At 63.7% G+C, this 14,915-nt stretch carries 12 protein-coding genes and 2 pseudogenes; 4 read left to right on the top strand and 10 right to left on the bottom strand.

What is annotated here, in order from left to right; all coding sequences use genetic code 11:
- Positions 1-83 precede the first annotated feature (83 nt).
- Together ACFDTG_RS05690 and ACFDTG_RS05685 are read right to left on the bottom strand one after the other, a co-directional pair.
- On the bottom strand, positions 84-1,565 hold the full coding sequence (locus tag ACFDTG_RS05690; RefSeq protein WP_375290044.1) for an aldehyde dehydrogenase family protein: 1,482 nt from the start codon (positions 1,563-1,565) through the stop codon (positions 84-86).
- A gap of 349 nt (positions 1,566-1,914) precedes the next feature.
- A complete protein-coding gene (locus ACFDTG_RS05685) occupies positions 1,915-2,634 on the bottom strand; it encodes an SDR family oxidoreductase (protein WP_375290043.1) in 720 nt (239 codons plus the stop codon).
- A 155-nt stretch (positions 2,635-2,789) separates the two neighbouring features.
- On the opposite strand from ACFDTG_RS05685, the pseudogene ACFDTG_RS05680 reads away from it, so the two are divergent.
- A pseudogene (locus ACFDTG_RS05680) lies at positions 2,790-3,248 on the top strand (AraC family transcriptional regulator); the annotation flags it as partial.
- Between the two features lie 226 nt (positions 3,249-3,474).
- Entirely contained in the window at positions 3,475-3,687 is a 213-nt protein-coding gene (locus tag ACFDTG_RS05675; RefSeq protein WP_375290048.1) for a helix-turn-helix domain-containing protein, read from the top strand.
- A 137-nt stretch (positions 3,688-3,824) separates the two neighbouring features.
- Here ACFDTG_RS05675 and ACFDTG_RS05670 read toward each other — a convergent pair.
- Positions 3,825-4,564 (bottom strand): annotated as a pseudogene (locus ACFDTG_RS05670) (SDR family oxidoreductase).
- 35 nt (positions 4,565-4,599) lie between these two features.
- Positions 4,600-4,932, bottom strand: coding sequence for a nuclear transport factor 2 family protein (locus tag ACFDTG_RS05665; protein ID WP_375290042.1), 333 nt, complete (start codon positions 4,930-4,932; stop codon positions 4,600-4,602).
- Between the two features lie 94 nt (positions 4,933-5,026).
- On the opposite strand from ACFDTG_RS05665, the gene ACFDTG_RS05660 reads away from it, so the two are divergent.
- Positions 5,027-5,926 (top strand): LysR family transcriptional regulator, encoded by a 900-nt coding sequence (locus tag ACFDTG_RS05660; protein WP_375290041.1) that lies wholly within the window; start codon positions 5,027-5,029, stop codon positions 5,924-5,926.
- Between the two features lie 63 nt (positions 5,927-5,989).
- On the opposite strand, the gene ACFDTG_RS05655 is transcribed toward ACFDTG_RS05660, so the two are convergent.
- Genes ACFDTG_RS05655 through kdpF form a run of 6 tightly spaced genes read right to left on the bottom strand, consistent with a single transcriptional unit; the run spans position 5,990 to position 13,719 of the window.
- Positions 5,990-6,688: a response regulator transcription factor gene (locus ACFDTG_RS05655; protein WP_375290047.1), complete on the bottom strand. Its 699-nt coding sequence runs from the start codon at positions 6,686-6,688 to the stop codon at positions 5,990-5,992.
- Positions 6,689-6,704: 16 nt separating this feature from the next.
- Positions 6,705-9,332: an ATP-binding protein gene (locus tag ACFDTG_RS05650; protein ID WP_375290040.1), complete on the bottom strand. Its 2,628-nt coding sequence runs from the start codon at positions 9,330-9,332 to the stop codon at positions 6,705-6,707.
- 12 nt (positions 9,333-9,344) lie between these two features.
- Positions 9,345-9,899: a potassium-transporting ATPase subunit C gene (locus tag ACFDTG_RS05645; RefSeq protein WP_375290039.1), complete on the bottom strand. Its 555-nt coding sequence runs from the start codon at positions 9,897-9,899 to the stop codon at positions 9,345-9,347.
- A gap of 27 nt (positions 9,900-9,926) precedes the next feature.
- Positions 9,927-11,585, bottom strand: a complete 1,659-nt coding sequence (gene kdpA, locus ACFDTG_RS05640; protein WP_375290038.1) for a potassium-transporting ATPase subunit KdpA — start codon at positions 11,583-11,585, stop codon at positions 9,927-9,929.
- A 20-nt stretch (positions 11,586-11,605) separates the two neighbouring features.
- A complete protein-coding gene (gene kdpB / locus ACFDTG_RS05635; protein ID WP_375290037.1) occupies positions 11,606-13,630 on the bottom strand; it encodes a potassium-transporting ATPase subunit KdpB in 2,025 nt (674 codons plus the stop codon).
- Complete coding sequence (gene kdpF, locus ACFDTG_RS05630; protein ID WP_197635597.1) at positions 13,630-13,719, bottom strand: K(+)-transporting ATPase subunit F; 90 nt, start codon at positions 13,717-13,719, stop codon at positions 13,630-13,632. The genes kdpB and kdpF overlap by 1 nt, the downstream gene beginning before the upstream one ends.
- A gap of 203 nt (positions 13,720-13,922) precedes the next feature.
- On the opposite strand from kdpF, the gene ACFDTG_RS05625 reads away from it, so the two are divergent.
- Positions 13,923-14,717, top strand: coding sequence for a TorF family putative porin (locus tag ACFDTG_RS05625; protein ID WP_375290036.1), 795 nt, complete (start codon positions 13,923-13,925; stop codon positions 14,715-14,717).
- Positions 14,718-14,915 lie beyond the last annotated feature (198 nt).

Below are 14,915 nucleotides of genomic sequence, written 5' to 3'. Positions count from 1 at the left end.
CGTCGCGCTCGAACTCGCCGCTGTCCTCATCGTTATGCGCCCACTCGTCGTGCCATGTGCCGTTCTTCAGGAGGCCCATCGTTTCAAAGATCCTTTGCCGAGAACGGGAATTGGCGCTTGCCGTGCTGGACCGAGATCCAGTGCGTGGTCATGAAGGCATCGATTGCCCAGCGCCCGTTGAACCGGCCGACGCCGGAATTCTTGACCGCGCCGAAGGGCGAGAACGGGCTGTCGTTGACCGGCTGGTCATTGATATGCGTCATCCCCGCCTCGATCTGCTTGGCAAAGGCCAGCGCGCGGCCCTCGTCGCGGCTGAAGACCGAGCTCGACAGCCCCATGTCGGTATTGTTCGCCAGTTCCAGCGCATGGTCTTCATCCCGCGCGCGCTGGATCGGCGCGACCGGCCCGAAGATTTCGTTCGCGACGAGGCAATTGTCATCGGCCACATCGGTGAAGACGTGGGGCGGGATGACGAGGCCGTCGGGCTTTCCGCCGAGCGCGCAGGTTGCGCCCTGATCCTTCGCCTTGCCGATCATTTCCATGATCCCGTCGAACTGGTCGCGGTTGATGATCGGCCCGATCAGGCAGTCCGCCGCATCACGCTTGCCCACCACCAGCTCGCGGGTTCGCGCGACGAATTTCTCGACGAATTCGTCGTGCACTGCGTCTTCCACCACGATCCGGTTGGCGATCATGCAGATTTGGCCCTGGTGCATGAACTTGCCCCAGACGCTCGCCTCCACCGCATAGTCGATATCCGCATCGTCGAGCACGACGATCGGCGAATTGCCGCCGAGTTCCAGCTCGAGCGACTTGATACGGTCGCCATCCAGCGCCGCCTTGCCGACACCGCGCCCCACGGGGGTGGAGCCGGTAAAGCTGACGACCGAGGGGATCGGGTGGCGCACCAGTGCATCGCCAATATCGGACCCGCTGCCGGGCAGGACGGAGACGAGGCCCCTGGGCAGGCCCGCTTCCTCGCAGATCGCAGCGAATATCGTGCCGCCCGTAACCGGCGTGTCGCTTGCGGGTTTGAGGACCACCGCGTTGCCCAGCGCCAGCGCCGGGAAGAGAGTGCGCGCGGTCAGCTGGAGCGGGAAGTTCCAAGGGCTGATCAGCGCCACCACGCCGGCCGGCTCTCGATAGGCGCGGCTTTCCTTGCCGGGTATGTCTTCGGGCAGGATCGCGCCTTCGACCATATAGGGCAAGGCTGCGGCTTCCTGCCGGGCAACCTGCGTCACCAGCATTAACTCGAGCGCGGCTTTCACCTGCGTCCCGCCGGCCTCCCGCATGATCCACTCGGCGATCTCGTACTTGCGTGCTTCGAGGATGTCTCCGACGGCGAGCATCTTAGCTGCGCGAGCGGACGGTGGGAGGGCGGCCCATTCACGCTGGGCCTCCTTCGCGGCTTGGCAAGCCTCGTCGACGTCGGCTGGCCGGGCGGTCTTCATCGAGAAGATCTCGCTTCCGTCCCACGGGCAGATGTTTTTAAGAGTATCGCCTTGGCCTTTACGCCATTCACCGGCGACGAAGAGCCGGTCGAGCTTTTTATAAGTTCTGGACATGCAATACGAACGACCGCGGCTGACATTCGTTTCGCACAGCACCGATCGAGATCTGCAGCCGGACATTTGTGGGCTAAGGGCTGCCCTCTGGCCATGTAACTGACGTTTTTTGGTTCTCCACACAGGAGCGTCAGATAGCTCGGCTACTTGGGACACATTGGCATCCTGAGATGACTATCGACCGCTTGGCAGCTTATGCGCCGTAAGCGAAACGTCCGCTGCTGTGTCCGTTGGACAGCCACCGTCCTGGCTGTATAACGACGTTTGCTGGCCAACCGCCGACGATTCACATGTCGAGGAGCGCGAATAGCGGTATCGATCCGAAGTCTGCGCTCCTCGAAAACCATCGCTACATTCCGGCTGCGGTCGGGCGCACGATGATTTCGTTGATGTCGACGCCCTCTGGTTGTTCCAAAGCGTAACGGATGGCACGTGCTATCGCGTCCGGCGTCAGCGACTTTTCCCGCCATGTCATGAGCGCGGAAGCGATTTGCGGATCGGTTATGTCGTTGCCCAACTCCGTCTTCACGACACCAGGCGAAATAATCGTGGTGCGGATATCGTCATGTTCCTGACGAAGGCCTTCGGTGATCGCCCACACCGCGTGCTTGGTCGCACAATAGACCGCCGCGCTTGGCATCACCATGTGGGCTGCAATTGATGCTACATTGACCACATGCCCTGAGCCTTGGGCAATAAAACCGGGCAGAACCGCCGCTATCCCGTTCAGCACGCCGCGGATGTTGACGTCAATCATCCGGGACCATTCGTCCTGCTTCAGCGCAGCAAGAGGCGAGAGCGGCATGATGCCGGCGTTATTAATGAGCACGTCCACGCTTCCGAAGCGTTCCTGCGCCGCCGCAGCAAATGCGCAGAAGTTGTCAGCATCCGTCACGTCAAGTGATTGCCAGGCTATAACCTTACCCAATTCGTCCGCGAGCGCTTCCAGTCGGTGTGAGCGCCGCGCACCGATGAACAGCTTCGCACCCGTCGCGGCCAACTCGCGCACTGTCGCCTCGCCGATCCCGCTTGAAGCGCCGGTGATCAGCACGGTCTTTTCGATCGTCATTGTGATGTCAGTTCCTTATGGGCTGTCGGGATGTTCGGTAGATAGAACGATGGTCAGGAATGCGTGATCTCGATCCGCTGGAATTCTTGCATGATCCTCCAAAACTCACACGCCATCGATTGCGGAATGGCGCTGCGGAGTGACAAAGCAGAGAGATGAGCAAGCATTCCGAACTAGCAGCGCATATTGCGCGGCATGTCACGCGCACCGGGATGGTGGACACGGCGATCTCACGGCTGTCCCTGTTCCGCGCCGACGAGCCGATCCAGCCGTTACCAGCGGTCTATGAGGCCTCACTTTGCCTGATTGCTCAAGGGTCGAAGCGTGTATCGCTTTCAGATCAGAGCCTGACTTATGACGCAGAGCATTACCTGCTGGTGTCGCTGGACCTGCCGCTGATCGGGCATGTGACGCAGGCCAGTCCTGATGCACCTTACCTTTGCGCGAAAATCGATATTGACCAGTCTGCACTGGTCAATCTCATCATGGAGGAAGGCGAGCGCGCACCGAAAGCCGACCTGCCGGCACTGGCCGTCTACCGAAGCAACGACGATCTGGCAGATGCCGCATGTCGACTGCTACGATTGCTCGATCGTCCGGAAGAAATCCCTGCTCTTGCCCCGCTGATCGAGCGGGAGATCGTCTACCGCCTTCTGACCGGACCGCATGGGCCCGCATTGCGATACATGGCGGTGGCTGACAGCCATCTCAATCAGGTGAGCCGCGCCATCAAAACGATCCGCTCCTCTTTCGATCAGCGCATACACATTAAAGATATCGCGGCCGCAGCGGGGATGAGGCCCGTCGTCCCTGCACTTGCATTTCAAGACGGTGACGCGCATGACTCCCTTGGAATATCAGAAGCAGCTGCGGCTTCAGGGAGCGCGGCGGCTCATGCTTTCGGAAGGCGCAGACGCAGGGTCGGCCGGCTTTGCGGTGGGTTACAAGAGTCCCTCGCAGTTCAGTCGCGAGTATTCCCGCCTGTTCGGCGCACCACCCCGGCAAGACGTTATGCGTTTGCAAAGCAGCGGAAATATTCTGACGCAACTCTGATTCCCAGTTGGCCGAATATGGGCCGGTTCCGGACTGTCCGGTTGTGCTGAGATTGGGCTTGAAGCGGGCGGTTCTGGCAGTTCGCGGACAATAGCCAGACGAAGGCGGTCTCTCGATGATGCGACCGAAAGATATTTTCACACGGTCGGAACGGTTCCGCCATCGATAACATACTCGGTGCCGGTGATCGTGCTCGCGCGATCGGACGCGAGAAAGGCGATCAGGCGGGCGATCTCCTCAGGCCGTGAGGGCCGTCCGATCGGCACGCCTCCGAGGGACTGCATGATAATTTCCCTGCCCGCGGCGAGGTCACCCCCGTGCTCAGCTGCAAGGCGTTTCGCCAGTTCGACCGAAGCCTCGGTTTCGATCCAGCCGGGCGAGACGCGAACTACGCGCACGCCGGCGGGCGCTACCTGCTTGGCCAGACTCTTGCTGTAGGTCGAAAGCGCAGCTTTGGCGGCCGCATATGCGGTCGTCGCTTCCGGCAGAGGTAGCTCGCGCTGGATCGATGTCACATGGATTACCACGCCGGATCCTCGCGCGACCATTGCCGGGACGAGTGCCGATCGAGGCGGGCGGCGGGCATGAGGTTGAGATCGATTTCGGCCTGCCATTGCTCATCGTCCAGCGCTTCGAATCCGCCAGCAGGAGCAGACGATCCGCCGAGCATGTGCACGAGGATATCGAGCCCGCCGAGCCGTTCGAGAACCGCGGCAGCCACCCCGTCACAACCTTCTGCATTGGAAAGATCGGCGGCGAAGAAACCATCGGTGTCAATGCCCGACGGCGCATGTCGGGCCGTCATGAGCACAGACGCACCAAGTTCGCGGAACAGATCGACTGTCGCCTTGCCCGCGCCTCGCGTTCCAGAGGTCACGAGTGCGCGTTTGCCCGCCAGATCAAGGAACGGCGTCACGGCACGATCTCCAGCTGCGCTATGTGATCTTCCTCCATGACGAAGAAATATCGCAGGTCCACCGGGCTGCCGGGAAAATCGCCGACGAGGTGGCTGGTGACGACGATGCGGCCGTCTTCCTCGGTCAGCGCAAAGGGCTCGACGGTATATGTGTATTCGGTCGAGGCATGTGCGATCCAGTCCCTGATCGCGTCGCGCCCCTCATAGGTGTTACCCTCGTCGATAACGATCGCGCCTGGGGCGAAGCATTGCGCCAGCGCCTGCGCATCGCCTTTCCTGTCGGCTGTGAAATAAGCCGCGATCGGGGGCGGTAGGTGGATAGCCATCATTCTGCCTTTCTTGTCTGGAGTTTCTTTCCTACCTGCTTGCGTCCATGCCGATAATCCGGATAGTTCGGGACGAGTTATTTCAGGGAAACGGACAATGGCACGCTACAGTCTCAGCGATTTCGACGCTGTTCTGGCAGTCGGCAGGCTTGGCTCCTTTCGGGCCGCCGCTCTCGATCTAGGAATGTCGACCAGCGCGCTCAGCAGCGCCATCGCCAAGCTCGAAGCGCAATTAGGCGTGCGTCTGTTTAATCGCACCACGCGCAGCGTTGCTTTGACCGAGGCAGGGCAGAGATTCGTCGATGAGCTCGACCCTGCCATGCGCGACATCCGGCAGGCACTCGATGCCGTCCGTTCCCAGCAGACCACACCCTCGGGTACACTGAGGATCAATACCTTCGCCACCGCAGGGCGAGAGGTGCTGGAGCCGCTCGTGCTGGAATTCCTCCGCCGCTATCCCGAAGTGAGGATCGATCTCGTCACCGAAGGCAATATGGTCGATATCGTCGGGCAGGGCTTCGATTTCGGCATTCGCAGCGAGAACCTTGTGCCCAGCGACATGATCGCCATCCCCCTAACTCCGCCGAGGCGATACGCCGTGGTCGGCACTCCGGACTATTTCGAAGGCAATCCGCCGCCCCATATGCCAACCGACCTGATGCACCATTCGTGCATCCGCACCCGGCTGCCGAACGAATCGATTTTCCGCTGGCGGTTCGAAGCCGACGGAGAGCCGATCCAGCTCGATGTCGATGGCCCTATCACGCTCGATGAAGCGAGCCTGGCGCGCATGGCGGCACTGCAAGCGATCGGCATCGGCTTTTTTATGGAAACCGACGTAAAAGATGATATCGCGGCGGGGCGGCTCGTGCGCGTGTTGGAGGAATGGACGCCCTCGCTCTCGCCGCTGTGCCTCTACTATCCCAGCCGTCGCAACCCGCCCGCGGCATTTCGCGTGTTCGTTGATCTCGCCCGAGAGCTGTCTCGGACGATTTGATGTCCTCTGTCAACAATTGGGCCGCAAGCGGACAGTCCACTTTGTCTTGCATATTGGATCGCATTAGACAACCTGCCCCTGATCCACAGCTACACGATAACCCACGCCTGGTTCGTTCACGATTAGCCGCGGATTGCTCGAATCTCGCTCCATCTTTCGTCGAAGGGAACGGATCGCGACCCGCAGATAGTCCAAGTCGTGGCGGTGCGCCGGCCCCCAGACCGTTTCTAGCAGGCTCTCATGCGTGACTACGCGTCCAGGGCGGTCGGCCAGCGCCCAGAGCAGATTGAACTCACGCGGCGTCAGTTCGACTTTCTCGCCCCATATCGTGACAGCATGCGCCTCGCGGTCGATCGTGCCATCGGCGAATTCGCGCGAAGCGCTGTCGGCGAGCGGCCCTGCCTTACGCCTGAGTGCGGAACGGACCCGGGCGAGCAACTCCTCGCTGTCGAACGGTTTGGTGACGAAATCGTCGGCTCCCAGATCCAGGGCAGCGACTTTTTCATCGGTGGCGTCGCGCGCGGTCAGGACGATCACCGCGAGGCCGAGCTGCGCCAGTTGCGGGACGATCTCGATCCCGTCGCGATCAGGCAGCCCTAGGTCGAGCAAGGCCACCAGCGGCGCAGGCTGGGCTCCGGCGAGCCGCAGCGCTTCGCTGGCACTCGATGCTTCAGCATGAGTCACGCCGCTGCGGTCGAGCGCGCCGGTAAGCAGTCGCCTGATCGCCGGCTCATCATCGACGATCAGCACGTCGCTACGCATCGTCCGCATTCTCCTGCTACTGGGACTGCGCCGGCGGAGTCGGCAAGGCGATCTCGAACACCGCGCCCCCGCCCGCGCGGTTTCCGGCGGTAATAGTCCCGCCTACCGCTTCGGTGAAGTTCTTTGCGATCCACAGCCCGAGGCCCGAACCGCCGAGGCGGTCGCTGCCTTCCAGGCGATGGAAGCGGTCGAACAGCGCCTCGCTCTCGACCGGCAGGCCGGGGCCCTGGTCGAGCACGCGGCACGTCGCCATCCGCTCTCCGGATTGCAGTTCCACCGTGACCTTGCTGTCGGGGGGCGAAAACTTGAGCGCATTGTCGATCAGGTTGATTAGCATGTGGCGCAGCAGCAGCGGATCGCTGCGCACCAGCGGGCTCTCGGCGTCGATCGCGGTTTCGACCCGCGCATCGGGCCGGTCCTGCCGCAGGTCGCGCAGCACCGAGGTTATCACGTCGGTCAGGTCGACGCTTTCCCACTTGGGCTCGATCGTGCCGTGCTCGATCCGCGACGCTTCGAGAAGGTCGTTGAGGAAGCGCTGCAAGCGCCGCGATTCTCCGCGCGCAATGCGCACTTCCTCGGCAAAGTCCCCCTCGGCGGGGATTGCCTCGGCGGCGGCGATGACCGCCGTAAGCGGGGTGCGCAGGTCGTGCGCAATGCTGCCCAGCAAAGCGCCGCGAAGGCGGTCGCGCTCGCGCAGCGTGCCGACCTGGCGCGCCTGCGCTTCCAGCACCAGCCGCTCGTGCGCCAGCGCGGTCTGGTCGACCAGAGAGGCGAGCAAGGTGGCGTCGTCGGGCCGGATCACGCGCTGCTGCGACGGCCGGGCGATACCGAGCGCGCCCATCGTCCCCAGCGCGGTCCGCAGCGGATGAAACTGCCAGTCGGACGCGTTGAGTGTGCCGGTGTCGCGCCCGGTGGGCTCGCCTTTCTCCAGAGCCCAGCGGGCAGCAGCCTCGTCTACCATGTCAAGCCGGGTGTATTTCTCGTTTCCGCGCAGGACCACCCGAGCATCCTCTAGCGCGACCACGATCGCCTCGACGTCGAGCAGGCCACCGATTTCGCGGCAGGCGACTTCTGCGGTCTCGCTTTCGCCCGACAACCCGGCCATCAGCCCCGCGAAGCGTGCGAGCGAGGCGTTGAGTCGCGCGACACCTGCGCTGGTCTGTGCCTGGCGGCGCACCCGCCCGGCCAGCGCACCCACAACGGTCGCCACCAGCGCCAGCACGGCGAAGGTGATGACGTCTGCGGGGCTGTAGATCGTGAGCGTGTGATAGGGCTCGGTGAAGAAGAAGTTGAACGCCAGCGCCGCCCAGACCGCCGACCAGATGGCCCCACTCATGCGCAGCAGCGTGGCGGAACATATCACCGGCAACAGCAACAGCAGGTCAACCGCGCTCGGCGAGATCCACGGCAGGGCCAGCTCGATCAGTCCGGCGGTCGCGCCAACGAGGACCAGCGCCAGCATGGGATCGCGATAAGGATGCGGATCGGCGGCTCGCTGCGGTTTCTCGTCCGCTTCGTCGACGGGCACGACGTGGACCGAAACTCCCTTGGCCTTGCAGATCACTTCCTGTGCAATCGAGCCGTGCCGCCACTCGAACCAGCGACTGCGACGGCTTTTTCCAATTACGATTTGGCTGGCGCGTAATGCGCGTGCCTGATCGACCAGCGCCCGGCCCACGTCGGTCGCCGCGACGGTCATCAGCGAAGCGCCGAGCGAAGATGCAAGCGCGAGGTTGTCGGCCAACTGTTCGCGCTGCGCGCCGTGAACCGCTCGGGCGCTGCCGCTCTCGACCACCACGGCGGTCCACGGGGCATGGAGCATATCCGCCAGCCGCTTGGCTTCGCGCACAACGCTGGCGCCACCCTTTCCGGGACTTACCGCCACCATCAGCCGATCGCCGGAGACAAATCTACTGCCATCCCCGCTCAGTTCGAGCTGATTGCTCAACCGCCGATCGACATTGCTCGCAGCATAGCGCAGCGCGAGCTCGCGCAGGGCGGCGAGCTTGGTAGGGGTGAAGAAGTTGGAGAGCGCGCGACCGGCGGTATCGGGCAGGTATATCTTGCCCGCCTGGAGCCGTTCGATCAGCGCCTCGGGCGGCAGGTCGACCGCTATGATCTCTGCATTCTCGAGGATGTTGTCCGGCACCGTCTCGCGCACGCGGATGTGTGTGACACCGGCCACGATGTCGTTGAGACTCTCGAGATGCTGGATATTGATGGTCGTCGCGACGTCGATGCCCGAGACGAGCAGTTCGGCGACATCCTGCCAACGTTTGGGATGGCGACAACTGGGCGCGTTGGTATGCGCCAGTTCGTCGACCAGAATGAGCTGCGGGTGCCGCGCCAGTGCCGCATCGATGTCGAACTCCTCCAGCCGATGGGCTTCATGGTCGTAGTGTTGGCGCGGCATCACCTCTAGCGGCTCGAGCAGGAGCGCGGTCTCGCTCCGACCGTGGGTTTCGGCCACCCCCACGACCACGTCTATGCCCTCGGCCTGCCGCCGCGCCGCATCTTGCAGCATGCGGTAGGTCTTGCCGACGCCTGGTGCCGCGCCGAGGTAGACCGTCAGGCGACCGCGTTCCTCGGCGCGGACCAGCCGCAGGAACCGTTCGGCATCGTTGCTGGGCTGCTGGTCGACCATTGTTCGCCTCGCCTATTCTTCCAGCCGGTCGAGCGCCAGATTTAGTTGGAACACGTTCACGATACGCTCGGGCGCGAAGATCGCGCCCGGCGCGGCGGCCTGTTGTTCGATCAGATCGCGCACCCGGGCTGGATCGAGCCCTCGCGCAGCTGCGACCCGGTCAGCCTGATACAGGGCCCCGTCGAGCGAGATGTGCGGGTCGAGCCCACCGCCTGATGCCGCGACTAGGTCGGCCGGAATCGGGTTCTCGGCAGTGGCGCCGTAGCGGGCGACGATTTCTCGGGCGCGCACGGCGAGGTCCGCGCTGGTCGGGGACAGGTTGCTTCCCGCAGCGCCCATGCCGTCGTAACCGGCGGCCGAGGGTCGCGGCCAGAAATAGCGCGGGCTGCTGAAATCCTGCGCAACCAGTTCGCTGCCCACTGCCTGGCCGTCCACCTTTATGATCGAACCGTTGGCTTGGTAGGGGGCAACCGTCTGGGCGAAGGCGAGCATCAGTCCTGCATAGCCAACCACGCAGACGAGGATGGTCACCAGCCACAGGCGGAGCGAAGGGAGCACATAGTTCATCGTTTCGTATCCTTGTCCGGGCTGCCGTCAGCGCATGAATGTAAGGTGTTCGGCTACGGGGCCGAGCGCGGCGGCGGGGAAGAAGGTCAGCGCGCCGAAGATCAGGATGGTGATGAACAGCATCACGCCAAAGGTGCTGCTCTCCACGCTCAGCGTGCCCGCACTTTCCGCGCTGCGGCGCTTGGCCATCAGCGAACCGACGATGGCCAACGGAACGATGATCGGCAGGTAGCGGCCGATCAGCATCACGAGGCCCGTGGCGATGTTCCACGGCACGGTGTTGTCGCCAAGCCCTTCGAACCCAGAGCCGTTGTTGGCGGCGGCCGAGCTGAATTCGTAGAGGATTTCGGAGAAGCCGTGCGCGCCGACGTTGTTGAGCGTGTCCTGCCCCCAGGCAGTCGCCGCGAAGAGCGCCGTGCCGCCGAGGATCAGCACCGGGTGGCTTATGAGCGCCAGCACCGCGAGTCGCATCTCGCGCCCCTCGATCCGGTGCCCAAGATACTCTGGCGTGCGGCCGACCATCATGCCCGCGACGAACACCGCGACGACGATGTAGAGGAACATGTTGATCGTGCCGACGCCGACGCCGCCGAAGGTCTCGTTGAGCCACATGCCCGCCATCGGGACGAGCCCCGTCAGTGGATTGAGGCTGTCGTGCATCGCGCCGACCGAACCATTGCTGGTCGAGGTGGTCAGCACCGCCCACAGCGGGCCGGTGGTGGCCCCAAGGCGAAGCTCCTTGCCTTCGAGGTTGCCGACATCCTGCGCGACCGGCAGGTCCATGAAGGCTTGGGTCGGAGCGGTCTCGAAGCCGACCGATGCGACGATCTTGATCAGCAGCAGCGCCGCCATCACGCCGAACACGACCATGGCATGTTTGGGCCGGCCGATGATCCGCCCGAACATCCACACGCAGGCCATCGGGATCAGGATGATCGCGACCATCTCGAACGCGTTCGACCAGAAGGTCGGGTTTTCCAGCGGATGCGTGGAGTTGGGTCCGAAGAAGCCGCCCCCGTTGGTGCCCAGCTGCTTGATCGCGACGAAGGCGGCAGCAGGCCCGCGCGCGATGGTCTGCGCCACGCCTTCCAGTGTGGTGACCTGCGCCGCGCCCTGCAGCGTCATCGGCACGCCGTTCAACGCGATCACCGCCGCGACGATGATTGCCAGCGGCAGCAACACGCAAAACGCGGCGCGCTGCACGTCGACGAAGAAGTTGCCCATGGTAGGCTCGCCCCCGATGCCCCGCGCCAGCGCAGCGAGAGCGGCGATACCGGTCGCCGCAGACACGAACTGCAGCCACATCAGCCCGCCGATCTGGGCCAGATAGCTCCAAGTGCTCTCGGCAGAATAGTGCTGCAAGTTGGTGTTCGTGGTGAAGCTGGCCGTGGTGTTGAACACGAGGTCCAGGCTTGCCGCGCCCTGACCGTCCGGGTTGAACGGCAGCATGTGCTGTGTCGCCAGCAGCGCGAAGACGAAGCAGAACATCACGATATTGAAGGCGAAAAGAGCGATCGAATACTGCTTCCAGTCCTGTTCTGGCGCGCCGCCGACGGTGCGAACGAAAAGCCCGTCAGCGCTTGCGAAGCGGCCGGAAAAGAGCCCGGCCATGTATATGCCGAGTGGCCATGCCAGCAGCGCGGTGCCGCCGACGATCAGGATGGTGGTGAGAATTGCGGAAAGCATGGGAGTGTCCTTTCGCGGGCTTACGCGAGGCCGAGGCCGGCCACGGCGAGATCGATGAGCTTGATGCCGACGAAGGGGGCGATCACGCCGCCGACGCCGTAAATGCCGAGATTGCGCAGCAACTGGCTGGCTGCGGGCATCGGGCGATACGCGACACCCTTCAGCGCCAATGGCACTAGCAGCGGGATGATGATAGCGTTGAAGATGATCGCGGAGAGGATCGCGCTTTGCGGGCTCGACAGCCCCATCACGTTGAGCGCTCCCAGCGCGGGGTAGAGCACCACGAAGATCGCCGGGAGGATAGCGAAATACTTGGCGACATCGTTGGCGATCGAGAAGGTGGTGAGGCTGCCGCGCGTCATCAGCAGCTGCTTGCCGATGCCGACGACCTCGATCAGCTTGGTCGGATCGCTGTCGAGATCGACCATGTTCCCCGCCTCGCGCGCGGCCTGCGTGCCGGTGTTCATCGCCACGCCGACGTCGGACTGCGCGAGCGCGGGGGCATCATTGGTCCCGTCACCGCACATGGCGACCAGCTTGCCCTCGGCCTGCTCCTTGCGGATGTAGGCGAGCTTGTCTTCGGGTGTCGCCTCGGCAAGGAAATCGTCGACGCCAGCCTCGGCAGCGATGGCCACAGCGGTTAGCCGGTTGTCGCCGGTGATCATCACCGTGCGGATCCCCATCCGGCGCAGTTCGACGAACCGCTCGCGAATGCCGGTCTTGATGATGTCCTTCAGAAGGATCGCCCCGAGCAGGCGGCCGTTCTCGACCACGGCGAGCGGCGTGCCTCCGGCCTGCGCGATCCGGTCGGTGATCTTGCGCAGCGCCGACACCGTAGTTTCGGGAAATTCGCCGAGCTTGAGCACCGCGTCGACCGCGCCCTTGCGGATCGTCCTGCCGGGCAGATCGACGCCGCTGACGCGGGTCTGCGCGGTGAAGGCGACCGGCTCGGCATCAACCGGGTGCACGTCGTCACCACCCGCCAGCACAATGATTGAGCGCCCCTCTGGTGTCGTGTCGGCGAGGCTGGAAAGCCGCGCTGCCTCGATCAGGTCTGCCTCGGCGATCCCGGGAAGCGTCACGAACGCGCTCGCCTGGCGATCGCCGATGGTGATCGTGCCCGTCTTATCGAGCAGCAGCGTGCCGACATCGCCTGCCGCCTCCACCGCACGGCCAGACTTGGCGAGCACGTTGAAGCGGATCAGGCGGTCCATTCCGGCGATCCCGATCGCGGACAGCAGCGCAGAAATCGTAGTGGGGATCAGCGCCACGAACAGCGCGATCAGCACCGGCACCGCGATCGCTCCCCCGGCATAGCTGGCGAAAGCAGGCAGCGTGCCCACCGCGACGAGGAAGATCAGCGTCAGCCCGGTCAGCAGGATCGTCAGCGCGATCTCGTTGGGTGTCTTCTGGCGGCTGGCGCCTTCGACCAGGGCGATCATCCGGTCGAGGAAGCCGCTGCCCGGCTCGGCGGTCACCTTCACCCGGATTTCGTCCGATATCACGGTGGTGCCCGCGGTCACCGCCGAACGGTCGCCGCCAGCCTCGCGGATCACGGGCGCGCTTTCGCCGGTGATCGCCGCTTCGTTTACGGAGGCCACCCCGGCCACGACTTCGCCGTCGGCGGGTATCTGCTGTCCTTCGCACACCAGCACGATGTCGCCATAGCGCAGCTCGGTCGCCTGGATTTTCTCGGTATCGCCGTTCTTGCCAATCCGCAGGGCGACAAGGCTCTCTTTCGTGTCGCGCAGCGCTTTGGCCTGCGCCTTCCCGCGCCCTTCGGCGAGCGCTTCGGCGAAGTTGCCGAACAGCACGGTCAGCCACAGCCAGAAGACCAGCTGGGCCTGGAAGCCGATATCTTGGACCCCGGTGGCGATCCCTCGCAGCAGGATCACCGTCGCGGTCGCGGCAACGATCGCGGTGACGAACATCACCGGATTGCGCACAAGCGTGCGCGGATCGAGCTTCACGAAAGAATCGCGGATCGCGGGGACGATCAGCTCGCGCTGGAACAGCCCTGTCTGGCCAGAAGCAGCGCGCTCCATCAGAAGCGCTCCGGCCGCAGGAGGACCGCGGTGAGATAGGCCAAGAGCCCGAGCGCCACGAGCCCCACGAGGATGAGATCGAATGTCATGCGAAACAGCTCCCTTGTTCGGGAGCCCCTCTGGACCTCGCGCGCGTGAAAATTCGCCGGGGGATCGAGCGCGGCGGCATTAAATCCGCGTGAAAATATTCCCCGCCTCGCTCAGCTTTCATGCGGATTTAACTGGCCATCCCCGCGATCCGCATGGCGTTTTAACGGGCGGTGGGAGGAGAGACCTTGCGCACGGCGCGGCGATGGTCGCCGCCCTTTCATCAAGGGCAATTTTCCCGATGCGCCTGATCTGCCTCGCCGCCATTGCGGCCTCGCTTGCCACACCCGTCGCCGCCCAGGATATGCAGGAGGAAACCGACCAGACCGAGGCCGACACTGTCACGGTCTCGGCCGGAACGGCGCTCGTTTCCTCCTACCGGTTTCGCGGGATCGACCTATCGGACGAGACAGTGGCGGTGCAGGGCTGGGTCAGCCTCACCCACGAAAGCGGCCTCTATGTTGGCACCTGGGCTTCGAGTGTCGATGGCTTCGGCGAGCTCGGCGGTTCCGATTTCGAGCTCGATCTTTACTCCGGGTACAAGGCCGAGATGGCCGATGGTGTGACGCTCGACGGCGGGCTGCTCTACTACGCCTATCCCGGATCGACCGGCGGCGATTTCGCGTTCTTCGAACCTTACGCCAGACTCGGTCTCACGGCAGGCCCCGCCGCGCTTACGCTCGGCGTCGCCTACGCACCTTTGCAGGATGCGATAGGCGGTAACGATAACATCTACGTCTCCGTCGATGCCGCGCTGCCGATCAAAGGAACGCCCTTTGCGCTGGACGCGCATGTGGGCCGGTCGGAAGGCGACACCACGCTGACGCCAAGCGGGAGCTATACCGAGTGGTCGCTCGGCGCGAGTGCGAGCTGGAATGCGCTCACCGCGCGGATCGCTTACGTCGATACCGACATCTCGGATTTCGACGCGATCGCAGCGGGCGCGACGCCCGACATCGTCGACGATGCCGTTGTCATCTCGTTGACTGCCTCCTTTTAGGCTCAAACCGCGTGGCACAGGACGGCGCTCCTTGATGTGCGGATCGGCTGATCCTCTGCCGCGCACCCGTCTCCCCAAAGCCATGGCCGCTAGAGGCAGATCACATTTGGCACCAGCGATGGACCCATCCTTAGCGTTGAATTGCAGGAACGACCGCTTTCGGCGTTTGCCTCGCGGCGTTCGAACGACCGAAATTGG

Origin of the sequence: Qipengyuania sp., from assembly GCF_042095715.1 — a bacterium.
GTDB lineage: Bacteria > Pseudomonadota > Alphaproteobacteria > Sphingomonadales > Sphingomonadaceae > Qipengyuania.
The sequence above is the reverse complement of the archived record's forward strand: the minus strand, read 5'-3'. Positions and strand labels throughout refer to the sequence as shown.